This window comes from Salinicola avicenniae, assembly GCF_023736115.1.
Lineage (GTDB): Bacteria > Pseudomonadota > Gammaproteobacteria > Pseudomonadales > Halomonadaceae > Salinicola > Salinicola avicenniae.
In genome coordinates this window covers 221,801-242,106 of the sequence record NZ_JAKQZC010000001.1, presented here as the reverse complement: position 1 = coordinate 242,106, position 20,306 = coordinate 221,801, and the positions used below count along the sequence as shown (strand labels likewise).

Annotated in this window: 17 protein-coding genes; 4 read left to right on the top strand and 13 right to left on the bottom strand. The window is 65.4% G+C overall.

Annotated elements, in window-relative coordinates; genetic code table 11:
* The first annotated feature begins 32 nt into the window (after window positions 1-32).
* A complete protein-coding gene (locus tag MC381_RS01065; protein ID WP_251975867.1) occupies window positions 33-899 on the top strand; it encodes a M23 family metallopeptidase in 867 nt (288 codons plus the stop codon).
* A 68-nt stretch (window positions 900-967) separates the two neighbouring features.
* Here the strand turns inward: MC381_RS01065 and MC381_RS01060 are convergent, their stop codons facing one another.
* The 9 genes from MC381_RS01060 to imuA all read right to left on the bottom strand — a co-directional run bounded on the left by MC381_RS01060 (window position 968) and on the right by imuA (window position 13,429).
* Window positions 968-2,026, bottom strand: a complete 1,059-nt coding sequence (locus MC381_RS01060; RefSeq protein WP_251975866.1) for a siderophore-interacting protein — start codon at window positions 2,024-2,026, stop codon at window positions 968-970.
* A gap of 151 nt (window positions 2,027-2,177) precedes the next feature.
* Complete coding sequence (locus MC381_RS01055; RefSeq protein ID WP_251975865.1) at window positions 2,178-2,789, bottom strand: superoxide dismutase; 612 nt, start codon at window positions 2,787-2,789, stop codon at window positions 2,178-2,180.
* A gap of 291 nt (window positions 2,790-3,080) precedes the next feature.
* A complete protein-coding gene (gene cysZ, locus MC381_RS01050) occupies window positions 3,081-3,809 on the bottom strand; it encodes a sulfate transporter CysZ (RefSeq protein ID WP_251975864.1) in 729 nt (242 codons plus the stop codon).
* A gap of 73 nt (window positions 3,810-3,882) precedes the next feature.
* The gene (gene phoU / locus MC381_RS01045) at window positions 3,883-4,617 is read right to left on the bottom strand and encodes a phosphate signaling complex protein PhoU (RefSeq protein ID WP_251975863.1); all 735 of its coding nucleotides are present in this window, start codon (window positions 4,615-4,617) and stop codon (window positions 3,883-3,885) included.
* A gap of 150 nt (window positions 4,618-4,767) precedes the next feature.
* A complete protein-coding gene (gene uvrD / locus MC381_RS01040) occupies window positions 4,768-6,993 on the bottom strand; it encodes a DNA helicase II (protein ID WP_251975862.1) in 2,226 nt (741 codons plus the stop codon).
* Window positions 6,994-7,084: 91 nt separating this feature from the next.
* Window positions 7,085-7,813 carry a Z-ring associated ZapG family protein gene (locus MC381_RS01035; RefSeq protein WP_251975861.1) on the bottom strand — a complete coding sequence of 243 codons (729 nt, stop codon included), beginning with the start codon at window positions 7,811-7,813 and terminating at the stop codon, window positions 7,085-7,087.
* Window positions 7,814-8,020: 207 nt separating this feature from the next.
* Window positions 8,021-11,377 (bottom strand): error-prone DNA polymerase, encoded by a 3,357-nt coding sequence (locus tag MC381_RS01030; RefSeq protein WP_319022824.1) that lies wholly within the window; start codon window positions 11,375-11,377, stop codon window positions 8,021-8,023.
* On the bottom strand, window positions 11,374-12,816 hold the full coding sequence (locus MC381_RS01025) for a Y-family DNA polymerase (protein ID WP_251975860.1): 1,443 nt from the start codon (window positions 12,814-12,816) through the stop codon (window positions 11,374-11,376). Before MC381_RS01025 ends, MC381_RS01030 begins: the two co-directional genes overlap by 4 nt.
* The gene (gene imuA / locus MC381_RS01020; RefSeq protein WP_251975859.1) at window positions 12,806-13,429 is read right to left on the bottom strand and encodes a translesion DNA synthesis-associated protein ImuA; all 624 of its coding nucleotides are present in this window, start codon (window positions 13,427-13,429) and stop codon (window positions 12,806-12,808) included. The genes MC381_RS01025 and imuA overlap by 11 nt, the downstream gene beginning before the upstream one ends.
* Before the next feature lie 439 nt (window positions 13,430-13,868).
* On the opposite strand from imuA, the gene MC381_RS01015 reads away from it, so the two are divergent.
* Window positions 13,869-14,087: a hypothetical protein gene (locus tag MC381_RS01015; RefSeq protein ID WP_251975858.1), complete on the top strand. Its 219-nt coding sequence runs from the start codon at window positions 13,869-13,871 to the stop codon at window positions 14,085-14,087.
* A 14-nt stretch (window positions 14,088-14,101) separates the two neighbouring features.
* Here MC381_RS01015 and hexR read toward each other — a convergent pair whose 3' ends face one another.
* Window positions 14,102-14,959 (bottom strand): transcriptional regulator HexR, encoded by an 858-nt coding sequence (gene hexR / locus MC381_RS01010; RefSeq protein WP_251975857.1) that lies wholly within the window; start codon window positions 14,957-14,959, stop codon window positions 14,102-14,104.
* A gap of 265 nt (window positions 14,960-15,224) precedes the next feature.
* Here hexR and MC381_RS01005 point away from each other — a divergent pair, with 265 nt between their 5' ends.
* Entirely contained in the window at window positions 15,225-15,413 is a 189-nt protein-coding gene (locus MC381_RS01005; RefSeq protein ID WP_251975856.1) for a PA3496 family putative envelope integrity protein, read from the top strand.
* Window positions 15,414-15,564: 151 nt separating this feature from the next.
* On the opposite strand, the gene MC381_RS01000 is transcribed toward MC381_RS01005, so the two are convergent.
* From MC381_RS01000 to pdxY, 3 genes are all read right to left on the bottom strand, one after another.
* Window positions 15,565-16,911, bottom strand: a complete 1,347-nt coding sequence (locus MC381_RS01000; RefSeq protein WP_251975855.1) for a sodium-dependent transporter — start codon at window positions 16,909-16,911, stop codon at window positions 15,565-15,567.
* 255 nt (window positions 16,912-17,166) lie between these two features.
* Window positions 17,167-18,036 carry a DUF72 domain-containing protein gene (locus MC381_RS00995; RefSeq protein ID WP_251975854.1) on the bottom strand — a complete coding sequence of 290 codons (870 nt, stop codon included), beginning with the start codon at window positions 18,034-18,036 and terminating at the stop codon, window positions 17,167-17,169.
* Between the two features lie 60 nt (window positions 18,037-18,096).
* Window positions 18,097-18,969, bottom strand: coding sequence for a pyridoxal kinase PdxY (gene pdxY / locus MC381_RS00990; protein WP_251975853.1), 873 nt, complete (start codon window positions 18,967-18,969; stop codon window positions 18,097-18,099).
* A gap of 198 nt (window positions 18,970-19,167) precedes the next feature.
* Here pdxY and mltA point away from each other — a divergent pair, with 198 nt between their 5' ends.
* Window positions 19,168-20,304 carry a murein transglycosylase A gene (mltA, locus tag MC381_RS00985; RefSeq protein WP_251975852.1) on the top strand — a complete coding sequence of 379 codons (1,137 nt, stop codon included), beginning with the start codon at window positions 19,168-19,170 and terminating at the stop codon, window positions 20,302-20,304.
* Window positions 20,305-20,306: the final 2 nt, after the last annotated feature.

Sequence of the window (20,306 nt, the reverse complement as noted above, 5' to 3'; positions counted from 1 at the left end):
AAGGTAGTAAAACCGCGATACGGAGTCCGCTCTTGGCCATCCTCTCTCTGCTTCGATCCCATTCCACGGCGTGGCGCCGTCGTCTCGGCGCCATCACGCTGGGCCTCGCGCTTGTCGCCAGCGCGGCATACGTCTTCGCCGACGCGCACATACCCATTACGTTCCCCGAAAGCGTCCCGCAGGGCTCGATGGTCATCGGCCGCGTGCCACCCACCAGCGAGGTCCGCGTTGCCGGTCACGATCTGCACGTGACCGACTATGGCACCGTGGTCTTCGGCATCGGTCGCGACGCCAGCGGCACACAGGCCGTGGAGATCATCACGCCGGATGGCATCTCTCGCCACGCGTCGGTAGCGATCACGCCTCGCGACTGGCCGATCGAGCGCATCGACGGCGTGCCGCCGAAGACGGTCGCGCCCCCGCCGGAGATCGCATCGCGCATCCAGCGCGAGCAGGCCGCGGTGAGCGCCGAACGGACACGCAACGACGCGCGAGTCGGCTTTACCCAGCACTTTCAGTGGCCGGTAGAGGGGCGGATCAGCGGCCGTTTCGGCAATCAACGGATCTACAACGGCACACCGGGCTCGGCGCACTCGGGCATGGATATTGCCGCCGCCACGGGTACGCCGGTCAGGGCGCCCGCAAGTGGCGTCATCACCTTTGCCGACGATCTCTACCTGACGGGCGGCACCGTGCTGCTCGACCACGGCCACGGCATCAGCTCCAACTTCCTGCATCTATCGCGGATCGACGTGGCGGTGGGCGATAGCATCGAACAGGGCCAGGTCATCGGCGCGGTGGGAGCGACCGGTCGCGCGACCGGCCCCCACCTGCACTGGGGCATGAACTGGTTCGACACGCGCATCGACCCGCTGCTGGTACTCGAGCGCGCGCCCTAGCAATGGCTGCGTGTACGCCGCAAGAACCGACAGAGACAGCGCTTGCCGGCCTATGGCAAGCAGGTCGCTCAGGCGCGCTCCCGCTTCCAGTAGCCCGTGACCAGATGCTGCCCCTTTTCGAGGCCGAACTCACGCTTGAGGCACTTGCGCAGGCGCTGACTGACGTCGGCCTCGCCGGCAAACCAGACGAACAGATCCTCGCGCGCCGCCGGCATCGAGGCGACCACCGCCTCGGCCAGCTGCTCGCTCGGCTCATGGGCGTCGCCCCGGTGGCACCATTGCACCCGGCCGTGCGTCGGAACCGGCAGGGCCAGCTCATCGGCCGCCGAGTCCACTTCCAGCCAGGCATCGACCCGAGCGCTCGCCGGCAGCGTCTCCAGCAGGCGCGAGATCGCCGGCAGCGCGGTCTCGTCGCCCGCCAGCAGGTAGTGCCTGGCATCCGCCACGCCACGGCCATAGGGGCCAGCCATACCGCATAGATCGCCTAGCCGGGCGCGACGCGCAAAGTCGCCGCCGGGGCCGGGCGCCTCGTGCAGCAGGAAGTCGATCTCCACTTCGCCGCGAGCGACGTCGAGACGACGGATGGTGTAGTAGCGAATCTCGGCACGCTGCGCTGCCGGCGGCCACTGGGTCCCGCCTTCCGCCGTCGGCCGTGGCCACTGCGGCCGCTCGATGCCCTCGGGCGGCAAATGCAGACGCACGTGCCACTCCTCCGGATGGTCGAAACGGGCCAGATCTTCACCTGCCAGCGTCAGCCGGCGCATGCTTGGAGAGATATCCTCTACTCGCACGACGGTCATCTCGCGGAAGTTGGCGAAGGTCGGCGCGGCCATCACATCGCCGTGCCAGTGCAGCGGCAGCGCGTTGTCGCCGGCAAACAGCCCCACGTAGTGCTCGATGATGCCGCGCAGAGTCTCCAGGCCATCACGCGACTCGGCGTGGGCCTCCATGTGCAGTCCGACGCGAATCGCCCGGAAACGCGCTTGCCCGCCTGGCAGCTCGATCGCTACGCCGCTGGCGTCCCGGGAGTAGGCGACATCGTACTCATCCAGAAACGCTGTCAGCCGCGATTGAAAATCGTTTACATCGGTAAGCGTCAGCGTAGCGTCACAGCGGAGTGCAGTCATCGATATCGAGCCGTTTAGCGAGGTGGAATCGGAATCAGCGGGATGGCAGGAAGCGCCAGGTGCCCAGCCTGTCGGATGACGGCACCAAATGCAAGATGCCCCCGCCACGGCGAGGCCGTGGCGGGGGCATGTCGAAGCGGGCTGCCGGCGATTAGGCAGTGGCTTCGGCGTAGCGGCGGTTGACTTCATCCCAGTTGATGACGTCGAAGAAGGCCGCGATGTAGTCCGGACGCTTGTTCTGGTACTTCAGGTAGTAGGCGTGCTCCCAGACATCCAGACCGAGGATCGGCGTGTTGCCTTCCATCAGCGGGCTATCCTGGTTCAGGGTGTTGATCACCTTGAGCTTCTTCTCCGGGGTCACGACCAGCCAGGCCCAACCGCTGCCGAAGCGGCCGGTAGCGGCTTTCGAGAAGGCGTCCTTGAAGCTTTCGTAGCCACCCAGTTCGGAGGCAATCGCTTCGCCGACCTTGCCGGTCGGCTCGCCGCCACCATCATGCGACATGACGGTCCAGAACAGCGAGTGGTTGGCATGACCGCCGCCGTTGTTGATGACAGCCTGACGCTTGTCCTGCGGGACCTTGTCGATATCGGCCATCAGCTTGTCGACCGGGACGTCCTCGAGGCCGGTGCCTTCCAGCGCGGCGTTGAGGTTGTTGACGTAAGTCTGATGGTGACGCGAGTGATGAATCTCCATCGTCATTGCATCGATTTTGGGTTCCAGCGCGTCGTAGGCGTACGGAAGCGACGGTAAGCTATGAGCCATGATCAAAACTCCCTTTTGTGGGGGGAGGCCTTGCCCGAGTGTGGGCGCCTCACGGGTGAATCAAAATAGAGAGCGGCGCGCATCGGTGTCAAGCGGTCCCGACTCTGCGATGACGTCGTTCAAGTTGTCTATCACCTTGATATCGCTGAGATTTCAGAATGCCGAAGATCACATCGGCGAGACCGTTCTCAGCACGGCTAGGGGGATACATGGCGTGTTGTCGCAGCGCTTTCAACCCCGCGCGGCATTTTTTTCGCTGCCGCTGGGGCCAGGTTGCCACGCCGGCGTGTCTTAGGCCCGGGTCACGGGCAGGCTGCGATAGTAGCGATCCCACAGCATCACGCCACCGGCGACGCCGCCCGGCAGCAGAACCAGGTTGAGCAGCGGCACCCAGGTGGCCAGCGACATGCAGGCGCCATAGGTCAGCGTCGGCCAACAGCGCGCGCGTAGCCGCCGACGCATGTCGCTGAAGCCGACCTGATTGTTGTCCATCGGATAATCGAGATACTGAATCGCCATCATCCAGGCGGAGAACAGTGCCCACAGAAAGGGCGTGAACAGATTCACCCCCGGCACGAAGCCGAGCAGAAACAGCAGCGCCATGCGTGGCAGCAGATAAACGAGCTTGACCAGCTCGCGCCCCAGCGCATCGATGCCGGCCTTGACGAAGCCGCGCTCGTCGCTCGGCGGGCGGCCGGTCACCTGGGTCTCGACCTTCTCGGCAAGAAAGCCGTAGAAGGGGGCAGCGATCAGGTTGGAGACCAGCGTGAAGGTGAAGAAGACAATCAGGATCAGCGCGATGACCAGCAGCGGCCAGATCAGCCACTCGAGCCAGTTGAGCCAGCCCGGGACCTGGCGCATGCCGTAGTCCAGCCAACCGCCGAAGTGCTCGACTAGATAGAAGATCGCGCCGCCGTAAAGCAGCAGATTGACGATGACCGGGCCGATGACGAAGCGTCTGAGCCCGGGCTCGAGGACCAGCCGCGTGCCGCGACCGATCGCCTGTAGGGAATAGATCATGCGGAATCCGCCAGTCAGACTATGCGCTGCGAGGCTATCACAGTCCGGCCGGCGACGACGCCAATAGGCAGGCTCAGCGCTTGCCGCTCTGGCGCAGCGACTCCTGGTCCAGCTCGTCGAGCGAGGTATGCCGGATGTCGCGCCCCTTGACCAGATAGATGACGTGCTCGGCCAGGTTGTCGGCATGATCGCCGATGCGCTCCAGCGCGCGCAGCACCGTCATCACGCTCAGCACGCCACCGATCGAGCGCGAATCCTCCATCATGAAGGTCGCCAGCGAGCGCATCGCCGTGGTGTATTCGCTATCCACCGAGGCGTCTTCCTGAACCACCTTGAGCGCCATGTCGGTGTCGAAGCGGGCAAAGGCCGTCAGCGCATCGCGCAGCATGTGACGCACGTGCTCGCTGATATGGCGGATCTCGACGCTGCCCTGGGGAATGCGCCCCGCGTCGATCAGGTCGATCGCCGTGCGCGCGATCTTGTTGGCTTCGTCGCCCATGCGCTCGAGATCGTTGGTGGCGCGGATCACCGCGATGACCAGACGCAAGTCGGAAGCGGCCGGCTGGCGCCGGGCCAGGATGCGCACGCACTCCTCGTCGATCTTGAGCTGCATCTCGTTGACGCTGCTGTCGTTGTCGCGCACCCGGGCGGCCATCTTGCTGTCGCCGTCGAGTAGCGCGGTGAGCGCCTCCTGCAACTGTTTCTCGACCAGCCCGCCCATCGCCATCAACTGGGTCTTGAGGGTTTCCAGATCCTGGTTGTACTGCTGCGAAATATGCTGGCTGTGGGTGTCGCTGGTGATATCCATGCGTGACTCCGGCGGCTGGTTCTCTGGGCACGGGGCTGACGCGACAGGCGACCGCCTGACCGGCCCAGTCCCTGACAGGCGTAGCACCACCTATCGCCGCATCATGCCACGAGTTTATTGCAATCCTGTGACGGCCGCGGCGTATCGGTCCTAGAGTGGCGTTAGCTTGGCGAAGCCCAGCACCAGCCACTTGTCGCCCTCACCCTCGAAGCTCACATGGACCCGGGCTCGGGCGCCCTCGCCCTCGGCGTCGAGAATCACCCCCTCGCCGAACAGCGGATGGCTGACCCGCTGGCCCAGCGAGAGCGACGGCAGGTCATCGCCGCCTTCGACGTTCTGCTGGCGCGCCGCGCCAACGTTGGGTCGGGATGTGACCGGCCGCGAGACCTGACCGCGCAGGCGGACTTCCTCGAGCAATTCTTCCGGGACTTCGCGCAGGAAGCGCGACGGTCGCGCCAGCGTCTCGCGGCCGTGGAGACGGCGGATCTCGGCGTAGGTGAGATAGAGCTTGCGCATGGCACGCGTCATGCCGACGTAGCAGAGGCGCCGCTCCTCTTCGAGACGCCCCGGCTCCTCCAGCGACATCTTGTGCGGGAACAGCCCTTCCTCGATGCCGGCGACGAACACCACCGGAAACTCGAGCCCCTTGGCCGAGTGCAGCGTCATCATCTGCACACAGTCCTCGAACTCGTCGGCCTCGTGATCGCCGGCGTTGAGCGCCGCTTCGGCCAGGAACGGCTCCAGCGCCGCCGCCCCCTCGCCGGCCTCCTGCAGATCGACCGGATTGCCCTCGCTCTGCGAGAAGGCCCGCGCCGCGTTGACCAGCTCCTCGAGGTTCTCGACACGCGCCTGACCCTTTTCCCCCTTCTCGCTGCGATGATGCTCGACCAGGCCAGAAATCTGGATCGCGTGATCGATGATCTCGTGCAGCGCCATGCCGGCGGTATCGTTGTCGAGCCGCTCGATCAGTTCAGCGAAGGCGTTGACGGCATTGCCCGCGCGGCCCTTGAGCGTACCGTCGCCGAGACTGTCGTGCAGCGCCTGCCACAGCGAGACATTGGTGTCGCGAGCGCGGTGGCGCAGGATCTCGACCGTGCGCGTCCCGATACCCCGCGCCGGCACGTTGATCACGCGCTCGAGCGAGGCATCGTCCTCGCGATTGAGCAGCAGGCGCAGATAAGCCAGAGCATTCTTGATCTCGAGGCGCTCGTAGAAGCGCTGCCCGCCGTAGATACGGTAGGGCACGCCGCTGCGAATCAGCGCCTCCTCGATCACCCGCGACTGGGCGTTGGAGCGGTAGAGAATCGCGATTTCGCGACGCGCGTGCCCGGCCCGGCTCTGCTCGCCGATGGTATCGACGATGAAACGCGCCTCGTCGAGATCGTTGAAGCCGGCGTAGACCGAAATCTTGTCGCCGGCCTCGCCCTCGGTCCACAGCTCCTTGCCCATCCGCCCGCTGTTCTGGCTGATCAGCGCGTTGGCGGCATCCAGAATGACGCTGGTGGAACGATAGTTCTGCTCCAGACGGACAGTGCGGGTGTCCTTGAACTCCTCCTCGAAACGGCGGATGTTCTCGACCTTGGCCCCGCGCCAGCCGTAGATCGACTGATCGTCGTCACCGACCACGGTCATCGTCGCGCTGTGATGGTCGTCAGCCCCGCCGGCGAGCAGTTTGAGCCAGGCGTACTGCAGCGTGTTGGTATCCTGGAACTCGTCGACGAGAATATGTCCGAAACGCTCACGGTAGTGGTTGAGCAGCGCCGGTGTATCGCGCAGCAGCTCGAGGCTGCGCAGCAGCAGCTCGCCAAAATCGACCAGTCCGCCACGTTCGCAGGTCAGCTGATAGAGCTCGTAGAGTTCGACCATCTTCGCCATGTAGGCGTCGCCGTGCGTCGGTACCTGCTGCGGCCGCAATCCCTCTTCCTTGCAGCCGCCGATGAAGTACTGCACCTGCTTGGGCGGCCAGCGTTCCTCGTCGACGTTATGATCGCGCAGCAGACGCTTGACCAGGCGCAGCTGATCGTCGCTGTCGATGATCTGGAAATGCTGCGGCAGACGCGCATCGTGCCAGTGGGTACGCAGCAGGCGATGGGCGATGGAGTGGAAGGTACCGACCCACAGGCTACGCAGCGACACGCCCTGCAGCGCTTCGAGACGCGTGCGCATCTCGCGTGCCGCCTTGTTGGTGAAAGTCACCGCCAGGATCGCGTAAGGCGAGACCGCCTCGGCCTGCATCAGCCAGGCGATGCGGTGTACCAGCACGCGCGTCTTGCCCGAGCCGGCGCCGGCCAGCACCAGCATGTTACCGGGCGGCGCGGCGACCGCTTCGCGCTGATTGGCATTGAGGGAGTCGATTAGCGCCGAGACTTCATCCATGGGGAACCGTGCGGGGCCTGCTGCTGAAAGGGGTGACGCACCAGCTTAACACAGCCGGGTGGCCCCACCCGGCATGGCTCGTCAGCGTTGGTCAGGGTTTGCGCGACGTTGCAGCGTCCTCGGCGGCGGCACGGATCGCCGCATCCTGCGGGCGCGCCGTGTCGGAAGGCGTCTGCGCGCCCGCGGCCTGCTTCTGATCATCGAGCGCATCACCCTTGCCGGTCGTGGCCTGGGTACCGGCAACGGACGACTTCGACGCACCCTGCCTTGACGTCGTAGCGCCCTGTCCTGACGTCGTCGCACGCTGCGACGCCGACCCGGTATCGGTCTCGCGCTTCGATGTGGCCGACGCAGTATCGTCACGCTCGCCCGCCTTGCCGGCGTCACCGTGTCTGTCGCGCTCGGCATCGGCCGTGCCGGCTCCCGTCTTGGCCGCGTTGGGCTCGGCCTTGTCGGTGCCGGGCTTGCCTCGCGCCGGCGGCGTGTCGGCGTGGTCGGCAGGCTCTTGGGTGATCGCCTCCGGCTTGGGCGGCGGCTCGATCACGGTTTCGTGGTGCATGTCGGCCAGTTTTTCGGCCCCCTTGGCGACATGTTGATACATGTCGCGGTAGTCCTCGACCATGCGCGTCATGGTGGCGGAAACCTGCTCGAAGTGCTCACGCACGTCGTCCTTGTACGCCTTGTGTTCTCGGTGCAGCTCGCGCATCGGTTCGGTGTTGTGGCCACCCAGCCGGGCACCCAGCCAATAACCGATCAGAATGCCGACGGCTCCCACCGCCACCACGATCGCGATCCAGGGTCCTACGCCAAGACTCTCCATCAATCAGCCGCCTCTCGAGTGGTTGTACGCATTGTCGATCCGCATCGCGCCGGCCGCACTGGCGTGGCCCGGCGAAAGGCCGTCGGTCGGGCGATACGCATCGCTATCGGATGCCACGTCATACAGAGACTCGCGACGTGGACGAATGGTTCCTTACCTAAGCACACCCGCCGGGCGTATTGCCAGCCCCGCCACCGGCGCGCGACATCAGTGAAAATCCCGGCTGCGAACGGCGAGTCCATCCAGGTGCGACGACAGATCGACCAGCCGCCGGGCGATGACATGGCGCACGCCCTCGTGGTGCTCGAGCCGGCCACTCACCCGCAGCAGCCGGGAGCCGAGCAGCACGCGCCGGTAGCGCTCGGCCAGCTGCGGCCAGACCACGACGTTGACCAATCCGAACTCATCCTCCAGCGTGACGAAGACCACCCCCTTGGCGGAGCCGGGGCGCTGACGCCCGATCACCAGCCCGGCGACCGATACGCCAATCTCGCCGCCGAGCGTCGCCAGGCGACGCGAGTCCACCACGCCGCCCAGGCCCCGTGCGCGTCCCGTCCGATTCGCCTCGCGCAGCAGCGTCATGGGATGCGGGCCCAGGGTCGTGCCGAGCGTGTCGTAGTCCGCGCTGAGCGCCTCGGCAGGAGAGACCGGCGGCAATTCGATCGGCGCTTCCTTGTCATGATCTTCCCTGTCGCTGTCTTCCTTGCCGTTGTCTGTGTGGCTGTTGTCTGCGTTGCCGCTCTCGTTCGTGTCGCTCGCTGTCGCGACGGGGCGGCCCGGAATCGCGCGACTCCTCGCCTCGAGAGCCGCAGCGTCGAGACCGTCGAACAGCGGCAATGTCCGCTCGAGCCCGGCAACGGCCCAGCGCGCCCGATGGCGATCGCCGGAGAGCCGTTCCAGCGCGCCGGCATCGGCCAAGGTCTCCAGCACCGACCGTGGCACATCGGCGCGGGCGGCAAGGCGTTCGACGCTATCGCAGTCGGGCGCTTCGCGCGCCGCCAGCAGCCGTTCGGCGTCGTGCGGCGACAACCCCTTGATCATGTGCAGCCCCAAGCGAATCGCCAGTTCGCCACGGCTCGCGGACGCGGGCTCCAGCGTGCTCTCCCACTCGCTGGTCCGGATATCCACGGGGCGGACCTCGACACCGTGGCGGCGGGCATCCTGCAGGATCTGGTCCGGCGAGTAGAACCCCATCGGCCAGCTGTTGATCAGCGCGCAGGCGAAGATCGCCTGCTCGTGGCACTTGATCCAACAGCTGGCGTAGGTCAGCAGCGCAAAGCTTGCCGCGTGGGATTCCGGAAAACCGTAGCTGCCGAACCCCTTGATCTGCTCGAAGATCCGCTCGGCGAACTCCCGCGTATACCCCCGTTCGCGCATCCCCTCGACGATTCGACACCGGTGGTGCTCGAGCCCGCCGTGACGCTTCCAGGCCGCCATCGAGCGGCGCAGCTGGTCCGCCTCACCGGGGGTGTAACCCGCCGCCGCGATCGCCAGCGCCATGACCTGCTCCTGGAACAGCGGTACGCCGAGGGTCCGCTCGAACACCGATCTAACTGCTTCGGAGGGGTAGGTAATCGCCTCCTGGCCATGTCGGCGCTTGAGATAGGGGTGCACCATATCGCCCTGGATCGGCCCCGGTCGCACGATCGCCACCTCGATCACCAGATCGTAGAACGTGGCCGGCTTCAGTCGCGGCAGCATCGCCATCTGCGCCCGCGACTCGATCTGGAACACGCCCACGGTGTCGGCGCGCTGAATCATGGCGTAGGTCGCGGCGTCTTCCGGTGGAATATCGGCTAGCCCCCAGTCTCGGCCGCGATGTCGCTCGAGCAGTTGGAAACTGCGTCTCAGCACGCTCAGCATCCCCAGCGCGAGCACATCGACCTTCAACAGCCCGACCAGGTCGAGATCGTCCTTGTCCCACTGGATCACCGTACGTTCGGGCATGGCGGCATTCTCCACCGGCACCAGCGACTCGAGCGGCGCATCGGAAATGACGAAGCCACCGGGATGCTGCGACAGATGGCGGGGAAAGCCGATCAGCGTACCTGCCAGCACCAGCAGGCGCTTGAGTGGCGGCGCCTCCGGTTCGAAGCCCTGCTCGCGCAGGCGTTCCGCCCCGGGAATCTCGTCGCTCCAGCGTCCGGCACAGCGGGCCAGGGCATCGATAGACGCCGGTGAAAAGCCGAGCGCACGGCCGATGTCCCGAATGGCGCCGGCGGCGTGGTAATGGCTGACTACCGCCGTCAGCGCGGCACGGTGACGGCCATAGCGACGAAACACGTACTGGATCACCTCCTCGCGGCGCTCGTGCTCGAAGTCGACGTCGATATCCGGCGGTTCGTCGCGCTCCTTGGAGATGAAGCGCTCGAACAGCAGGGCGCTTTGCGAAGGATCGATCGAGGTGATGCCGAGCGCGAAGCAGACCGCCGAATTGGCCGCCGAACCGCGCCCCTGGCAGAGAATGCCCTGCCCCCGGGCGAAATCGACGATATCGTGCACGGTCAGGAAATAGTGCTCGTAGCCGAGTTCTTCGATCAGTGTCAGCTCATGCTCGAGCTGAGCCCGTATCGACTCGGCCTTGTCGGCCGGCATGCCGTCGGGCCAGCGCCGGTGACAGCCCGCCTCGGTCAGCTCGCGCAGCCACGCCGCGGCCGTCTTGCCCGCGGGCACCACCTCGTGGGGATAGGTGTATTCGAGTTCGCCGAGATCGAATCGGCAGCGTGCCGCCAGCGCCACGCTCTCCGCCATCAGCGAAGCGGGGTAGAGTGCCGTCAGTGCGGCACGCGTGCGCAGATGACGCTCGCCGTTGGCGAATAGGCGATCGCCGGCCTCGAATACCGGACGGTGATGGCGAATGGCAGTGAGACAATCCTGCAGTGCACGGCGACCGCGGGCATGCATGTGGATATCGCCCGCTGCCAGAATGGGTAGACCGAGTTCGCTGGCGAGCGAACCCGCCTGATCGCGACGCGCCTCATCATCGAGGCCGCCGGCGCCATCGTAATGCAGCTCTAGCGCCAGCCACAGCCGGAGGGGAAAATAGCCACGCAGACGCCGGCCGCCCTCGCGGTCCGGTGCCCCACCGGGCACCCACAGCGCAAAGAGCCCGTCGCCGCCGTCGAGTTCGGCCAGATCCGATTCGAGCAGGCGATATTCCCCCTTGGGTGCGCGGCCGCGAACCCGAGTGATCAAACCGCTGAGCCGAGTATACCCCTGGCGATTTTCCACCAGCAGCACCAGCTTGAGGCCGCTGTCGGTGGTGAACTCGGCACCGACGATCAGCGCAACGTCATGCTCGCGGGCTGCCTGCCAGGCGCGCACGATGCCGGCCAGGGTCGCCTCGTCGGTGATCGCCAGCGCCCGGTAACCGAGCCGGGCCGCGCGGGCGAAGAGTTCCTCCGCCGTGGAAGCACCGCGCTGGAAACTGAACGCCGACAGGCAGTGCAGCTCGGCGTACGCCGGCACGGCTGCGGCGTTCTCGCCTGTCCAATGAGCGTTGTCGGGCGATTCGCAGGGCGCGTCGTTGGCCGCCTCCCTGCCGGACGTGCGCGGCAGGCTCACCCGAACCACCCGTGGAGATACCAGCCCGCTTGGCCCGCTTGCTGCCAGACCCAGGCTCGACGCCCGTCGTGCCACTCGGCGAGATAGTAGTCGCGGCGCACGTCGTCGCCGTCCCACCAGCCGCTCTCGATGCGCTCCGGGCCACTCAGCAGACGGATGATCTCCGCGTCGCAGCGCTCGGGCCGCGCGACCAGCCAGCCGGGGCGTCGGCGTGACTCGACGGTGTCGGTGTCAGCCACCAGCGCACCGCGGCCGGCAAGCACCGCCGCCTCCGGGCGATGCTCTTGATATTCCACCAGCGACTTGAGCGTTTCCTCGCCTAGTCGTGCCATGAGTCGCTGCTGCAGTTCATGCCACGCTTGCGACTGGCGCAGCGGCCCCGATAGCAGTTCCCGCCGCGCTGGCGCATAGGCGGCCAGCGTCGCAGTCTTCAGCGTCACGGCCATGACCGGTCCCGCCAGCCGGACGCGTTCGAGATGCGCCCGTGTGAGTTCGAGCAGCGTCTCGGCATCGCGCGCGACCGACTGCAGGCCGATATCGAGTGTCTGCGCCGGCCGGTCTTCCAGTGTCAGTTTCAGCTGGAAGCGTTCGACGCCGACATCCCGCCCGCGTAGATAGAAGCCAAGCTCCTGCAGTAGGCGCTTGAGCGGAAAGGCGAGCCCAGCGACGGCCTGCACGGGACGATCGAACGTGAAGGTACGCGAGAAACGCGAGGCGGGACGATGGTATTCGAGCGCCAGCGCCCACTCGCCGCGCAGCTCGCCCAGGTGGCGCATCAACGGCTTGCCGAAGCGTCGTGCCAGCGCACTGCGCGGCAGCGCGAAGAGTTCACCGAGATGGCGAAAACCGCTGCGTTCGAGGGTGCGCAAACTGTCACGTTCCAGACCGGCATGCGTCAGCGGCAGCTCCCCCAGCGCCGTCGTCAGCGTCTCGTCGTCCACGGCCAGCCCGTCGTGCACGTTGACGAGCACTCGGGCCGCCGCGGGATTGGGGGCAATCACCAGGCGATGGGAAAAGCCGAGCGCCGCGAGATCCTGGCGCAGTTGGGTTTCCAGACGCGGCCAGGGGCCGAAGAGCGCGAAACTGCTGGCGACTTCGAATACCAGAGCATGCGGATAGTGCAGGCTCACCTGCCCACTGTAGCCATAGGCCCAGGCCGCCAGCCGACGGCGCCAGCGTCGCGTGAGATCGTCATCGAGCGGCATGGTCTCGAGTCGTGGATCGAGCCCCTGGCAGAGTGACTCGGCCAGGCTCAGCGCCTGCCCCGGTCGGACACCGGCGGCACGCGCCGTCGCATTGGCCGCCCGAATGATCCGGCGCGGCGCCGCGCCCTCGGTCAGCGCGAACGGCGCCTCGGGGTCGACGCGACGACGCAGCGCCCCTTCCAGCGACAGACGCGGCAACAGCAGGCAGACCCAGCGCACGGCGTCATCGCTCATCGCCGAAGGCGATACGGCCGGCCGGAGGCCAGCCGCCGCGGCACTTGATCACCTCCAGCCCGGCGCGGCCATGCAGCCGCAGTCGCAGCGCCGCGGGCGATGCTTCCTGCTGCCGGCTGGCACCGCGCAGGACAAACCCTGGCGTATCGCCGCTCGACGCTGCCACTTGCAGCCGGCGCATGGCGCGGCTATCGGCCAGCGGTAACCAGGCGACAACCGCCGCGCAGCAGCCAGCGCGCAGACTCTGCTCGGTCGCCCACAGCGCATCACACCCGGCGACGTCGAGCCAGTGGCAGCGGGAAAGCCGCACACCAGCCTGACGCCAGGCAGTGGGATACGGCACCGCCGGCGGCGAAACCAGCAACACCGGCTTATCAGCCTGTGTCAGCCGTGCCAGTAGTGGCCAGAGCAGGGCTAGCTCGCCGCTGCCGGCCCCTGTGGAGAGCAACTCGCTGACCGAACCCCGTGGCCAACCGCCGCCGGGCAACACGGCATTCAGCGACACATGGCCGGTGGCGAGCGTTCGCTCGCGCTGATGCGCTTGTGTCTCCTCTCGGGCTTCCTGGGCACGCCAGACGCGGCGACTATCGAGCAGCGATGTCAGTGCACTCATGGTCATTCCCGCCACGTACGCCCGGGCCACGGCAACATCGTCAACCACGACCGACACAAGCATGCCCAGATCACCGCGGCGGTGACGGAAGGTGGCGAGAGCATCGTTACGGAAGCGATCTGACAAGACATGACGGCGACCCGAGCAATTCACGAGAAGGGTAGTGTCGCTCAGATGATCAAATACTGTCTATATATACAGCATTATTTAGTGATCGACCGTCGAACGGCAACCGGGTCGGCGGTGTCGAATCAAAGAATGTCGCCGACACGGCGAGTATCGACATGACCGTCGAAAAACCTCGGTAACGCGGTGAATAAAGACCGACCCATTGTTACAAGAGGTTTCAAAATTGTATGCACTGTTTTCCGATAGGTTTTTGCTAACGGCAAACCGCATGATTTAGTCTGAGTTAAATAGCCCGATAAGGATGAGGATCTTGATACGCGTCTACGATCTCGAGTCAGATCAATTCTGGGATGTCGAAGAGGAAGATCCCCGGCGGGCGCTGGTGCTGAAGGCCATCGAACACTACGGCGAGACTGACACCATGGAGAACAAGAACCACATTACGCGTTCCATCCTGCGCGGCCAGCACGGGCTCAGCTATCGCGACCTCTGCGTCGCCCACACTTCCGCGGACGACCGCAAGCATTGAGCCAGCGCAGCGCTTCAGGAAGGCGAGTTGGGCACGCGCAGCGCGCCTAGGCTGCGCTTGATCGCCTTCAACTGGTCGCTGATCTGCGGCCCTCGATTCTTGGCCACGCCGACCGCGAGCACATCGATGGTCAGCAGGTGGGCGATGCGCGAGGTCATGGGAATGTAGATCTCGGTGTCCTCCTGCACGTCCACCGGCAGGGTCAGCGTCACCTCGCGCGATAGCGGCGACTCACTGGGACAGAGCCCGATCACCGTGGCACCGGCCTTGACCGCCGTCTTGGCGCTCGCGACCAGAGCCCGGGTACGGCCGGTCTGGGAGATCGCCACCACGACGTCGCCCGCCTTGAGCGTGGCCGCGGACATCGCCTGCATGTGCGGGTCGGAGTGCGCGGAAGTCTGAATCTGCAGCCGAAAGAACTTGTGCTGGGCATCGGCGGCGACGATACCCGACGCGCCGTAGCCGTAGAACTCCACCCGATTGGCGACCGCCAGGGCGGCAATTGCCTTGCCCAGCGCCTCGTTGTCGAGGTGATCGCGCACCTGCTCGAGCGTCTCGATGGTGCTGTCGAAGATACCGTGAGAGAACTCGGCCACGCTGTCGCCATCGTTCATGGTGAACTGCGCGTACTGGCTGCCCTTGGCCATCATCTGCGCCAGTTTGAGCTTGAACTCCTGAAAACCAGCCATGCCCATGGCCCGGCAGAAGCGTACCACCGTGGGCTCGCTGACCTGTGCCTCGCTGGCCAGGTCGGTGATCCGCATCAGAATCACCTCCTCCGGGTTGCGCAGCACGAAGCGAGCGACCTTCTGCTCCGAGCGCCGCAGTCGATCCATGCGTACGCGCAGCTCGTCGAACAGCGAACGGCTCATGGCTGGACCTCGCGTGACAGCCCATGGCCTGGAGGCAGTTCACGTGGGCACGAGGCTGGGGGAAACGATTCACGTGAAGCCATGGGGGGTGATCCCGGTGGAGAGGTTGGTCCGTCAGTATGCCCGAGTCATGCCGGTGAGAACACGTTGGCCGGGCGCGTTGAAAACCTGAAAAAAGTCGTGGGTCATACTCTTGTCATATTGGTTATAGTATGCATGTCGGGTGACAAGCCGACGAATCCGAGGATGACAGGAGATTCGATCAATGAAGGACATTGAAAATCTTCACACTCTGAAGAGCGAAATTCTCGACATTTTCATGAACATGGAGGTCGACGAGCACGAGCAGCGCAAGCGCAAGGCCGCCGTTCGCTATCTCAAGGCCCGTCGCGGTATCGAACAGCGCGAGGAGAAGCGCCGTCTGGCGGAGGATATCGCCGAACTGCCCGAATAGCGCGTTGCCCGAGGCAGGTACGCTAGCCGCCACATCACCCCGGCAAGACTGACCGGCCCCCAACATGCAGAACGGCCGCCCCTTCCATAGGGGCGGCCGTCAACACGCCGCCGGCAATCCGCCGAGCGGGAGTGTCCACATCACGCGCGAATCACAGGCTGGTGAAGAAGACCACCACGACCCCGATCGGCGCCACGTAGCGCGAGACGTAGTGCCACACCACGCGTCCCGTCGATCCCAGCCCCAGCTCCTGCTTCACGCCGTCGCTGTCCAGGAACCACGCCGTGAAGACGATGGCTGCCAGGCCTGTCAGCGGCAGCATGAACTTCGCCGTCAGTGCATCGAGCAGGTTAAAGATACTTAACCCGAACGGCGTGAAGCCGGACCAGAGATTGAACGACAACAACGCGGCGATACCCAGCGCCCAGGTCGCCAGCGCGGCGACGAGAGCCGCGCCGATACGCGGCAATGATGTGCGCTCTTCGAGGAACTCGGTGACCGGTTCCAGCAGCGAGATCGCCGAGGTCAACGCGGCGATGGTCAACAGCGCGAAGAAGATCGTGCCGAAGATCGTGCCCGCCGGCATCTCCATGAACGCCGTCGGCAGCGTGCTGAAGATCAGCCCCGGGCCGGAGCCGGCGTCCTGACCGTTGGCGAACACGACCGGGAAGATCGCCATGCCCGCGGCCAGGGCGATCAGCGTGTCCAGGATCACCACGGTACGCGCCGTCTTGATCAGATCCACGTCCTGTCCGAGATAGGAGCCGTAGGCCATCATGATGCCCATGCCCAGCGACAGGGTGAAAAAGGCATGACCCAACGCGGCCAGCACGACGCCACCGTTCAACTTGCTCCAGTCCGGCGAGAACATGAACGCGGCGGCTTCGTCGAAGCCCGTGGTGGTGGTACCGAAGCCGATCAGCCCCACCAGCGCCACGATCAGCAGCGGCATCAGCCATTTCGCCGCCCGCTCCAGGCCGCCTTTCACGCCGCCGGCGACAATGCCAAAGGTCAGCAGCATGAACAGGGTATGCCAGATAAAGAGCGTCCACGGCTGCTTCAGCAAGGCCTCGAAATAGTCACCGACCGCCACGCCGCTGGAGCGACCGAGATCGCCGGTCAGCGTGCTCCAGGTATAGTTGAGCGACCAGCCGCCGACGACGCTATAGAACGACAGGATCAGAAACGCGCCCAGCACGCCGGCAATACCGACCAGCACCCAATTCGGCGATCTGCCCGACTCCCGGCTCAGCGTCTCCATGGTATTGATCGGGTTGGACTGGCCACGCCGCCCCAGCAGCCACTCCGAGACCAGGATCGGCAAGCCGATCAGCGCGATGCAGGCCAGATAGACGACCACGAAGACCGCGCCGCCACTCTCGCCCACCATGTAGGGAAATTTCCAGATATTGCCGAGACCGACCGCCGAGCCGGTCGCGGCCAGTACGAACGCCGTGCGCGAGGACCACTGCGCATGGTTGTGGGATTGCTTGGCCATGAATTCACCATCGAATAATGCTGTTGTCGGGAGCCGTGGTCATCCCCATACGGTTGCAGGCGGGCTCCTTTTGTCGGCGCGGATTATACCGACTCATGGACCTTTCATCCCTCCTTTCACTTGGAAAATCCCACCTTGAGTCGTGAAAACACCACCAGAACAGCTCATCACACAATATCGACGCCCCACTGGATTCACCAAAGCATCGCGATAACGTTGCATTTTCGACTGACTGATCAGGCGTGGGGCGAGCGACTAAAACAGCGATACCTGATGTTCGCCGGCAAACGCCGCCAGCGGGGGTAGCGCGATGCGCTCGGCCAGGCGTGCATAGCACCGGCGAGCCAACTCCGGCGCCAGGCGATTGTCCGGCGTATGCACAAAGAGAAAAGGGGTTTTCCCCTGTTTTATCCACAGGACGAGGCGTTCTATCCACGGGGTAAAACGAGCGTCGTTGACCGCATCATCGAAGTGCCCGATAAAACGAATCACCGGGTTGACCGCCGTGGAGAGCACGTGTAGTGGGACTTTCGGTTTTTCTTCTTGAGCCTTGGCGAGACGATTGTCAACCCCTGCGGGTGTGGCAAAGAGCGCACGCACGTCGAGCATAATCCGATTGGCGTCTTGACTTATCAACAAGCGGTTGAATCGCTGTTCGGCCGTCCCCTTGTGGAAAAAATCACCGTGCCTGACCTCGACACCGCAGGGGATATCGCTGGGCCATTGTGTCAGCAGCTGTTCGAGCGCAGGCAGTTCGGCCTGGCCGAAATCGCGCGGTAGCTGCACCATCAGCGGCCCCAGCCGGTCGCCGAGCGGCGAAAGACGCTGAATAAAACGCGTGAACTCGTCGTCGATGTCTCGCAGGCGTTTGGCGTGGGTCAACTGCCCGGGGAGTTTGAAGCAGAAACGGAAGGTATCAGGCGCCTGTTCGGCCCACGCCGCCACCGTTTCCGCCTTGGGAATCCCGCTGTAGAAGGTGGTATTGCCCTCTACCGCATTGAACACGCCGGCATAGTCGGCGAGCTCGACATCGCCGTGCGCCGGCAACAGACTACCGCGCCAGTCGGGATTGGCCCACATCGCCATACCCAGGTAAAGCGGTGGCGCTGGCTGCGCATTCAACATGCGGTCGGGCTCACGCTAACGCCCGACCGCAGGCGAGGAAACCGTTTCGCCGAGCGGCCATCAACGCAGCCTTTCGGCGTGCAGAGCCACCGTCGGAGAAACGATATCGTGCTGCGCGCGAATCATCGCCAGCTCGCGCGTGCCGGCCTGGCGCGTGTGGTCGAACAGCATCTGCACGGCGGCCGCGGTCTGCTCGAGCGCGCGCGCCGGGCCTTCCTCGGCAAGCCCGGCCCGCAGGCTGTGAGCAAGAAACATCGCCGCGGTAAAATCGCCGGCGCCGTTGGGCGGAATGTCGAAAGCCACCTTCGGCGTGCGAATGCGCCAGCTGCCGGCGGCCGAATCGACCAGCATGCCGATCTGTTCGCCGTCGTCCCCCCTCACCTCCAGCGAGGTGACCAGCACGACCTTCGGTCCGCGCCGACGCAGTTCGGCGGCGGCCTCGAGCGCGTCCTCCAGCGTCTGAATGTCGCGCCCGGCAAGAAAACCGAGTTCGAACTGGTTCGGCGTGACGATATCGGCACGTCCGATGGCGTGGTCGCGCATCCATTCGGGGATGCCCTCGCGCACGAAGAAGCCGCGCCCGATATCGCCCATGACCGGATCGCAGCAGTAGAGCGCCGCCGGGTTGGCTCGCTTGACCCGATCGACGCTGTCGAGCACCGCACGGCCGATGCCCTCGTCGCCCATGTAGCCGGAAAGCAGGGCATCGACGCCGCCGAGCCCGGTCAGCGCCTCGACGCCGTCCAGCACCTGACGCAGATGGTCGGGCGTGAACACCTCGCCGGTAAACGCGCCGTAGCCGGTGTGGTTGGAGAACTGGACGGTATTGATGGCGGTGACTTCCAGTCCCAGCCGCTGCAGCGGAAAGACGGCTGCACGGTTGCCGACATAGCCGTAGGCGACATGGCTCTGAATGGAGATGACGTGGGTCATGAAACGGTCCTGCCACGAAAGCAAAGGGCATAGTGTAATCGCCCTGCTGCCGCAACGGCAGGGGCGAGCCGCTGCTCGACGCCACCGAATGCTGACGCTATGCTCGCTGCTGTTCGTGTCGGCGCCGCCGCGCTCGTTGGTCGTCGCCGACTCACGACGTCTCGTACCTCATCTGCACGTTTCAAGGATCGACACCGCATGCTCGACGCCGGGCGGATTCCCGCGTATCCCCGTTTTTCTCGCCGCCTGCCCCTGCTGGCTGTCCTGCTGCTCGCGCTCATGATCGCCGGCTGTGCCGGAGGCCCGGTCACGCCGGCCCCCACCGCACGGGGTGGCGATGCCGAGGCGCGCGTCGAGCAGCGCGACCGTGTCGCCGACTGGCACAATCTGCCGGGCTGGAACCGGGACCAGCCGATGGCGGCCTGGAGCGCCTTCCGCGAGAGCTGTACGCGACTCGCGCGCAAGCCCCAGTGGCGCGCGGTGTGCGAGGATGCCGCCTCCGTCGATCCGCTCAACGCCGAGGCGATCCAGGCCTTCTTCGAGACGCGCTTCACCCCATACCGCGTGACCAACAGCGATGGCAGTGCCAGCGGCCTGATCACCGGCTACTACGAGCCGGTCCTGCGCGGTTCGCGGGTGCGCGGCGGTCCCTACCAGACACCGCTCTACCGCTACCCGCGCTACTGGAAGCGACACACCCATGTCGGCCCGACGCGCCGAGAGCTGCGTGCCAGCGGCGATCTCGACGGCACCGAACTGGTCTGGGTCGACGACCCCGTGGAAGCCGCCTACCTGCAGATTCAGGGCTCCGGTCGCGTCGAACTGACCGACGGCAGCACCATGCGGGTGGCCTACGCCGGCACCAACAATCAGCCGTTTCAGTCGTTCGCCGGCCGCCTGATCGAGCGCGGCGAGATCACGCCCGCCGAGGCCACACTACCCGGCGTACGCGACTGGGCCCGGCGTCATCCCTCGCAGGTCGATGCGATGCTCGACGTCAATCCACGCGTGGTGTTCTTCCGCGAGCTGAAGGGAGAGGAGGCGCTCGACGACACCAGCGGGCCAGTCGGTGCGCTCGGTGTGCCGTTGACCTCCGAACGCAGCATTGCGGTAGACCCCAGCGAGATCCCGCTCGGCGCCCCGGTCTTTCTGTCGACGACCCGGCCGCTCTCCGAGCAGCCACTGCAGCGGCTGATGGTTGCCCAGGACACTGGCAGCGCGGTCAAGGGCGCGGTGCGCGCCGACTTCTACTGGGGTCACGGCGACGCGGCCGGCGAAGCGGCCAGCCGGATGAAGCAGCGCGGCGAGATGTGGGTGCTGATGCCGAATCGCTAGGC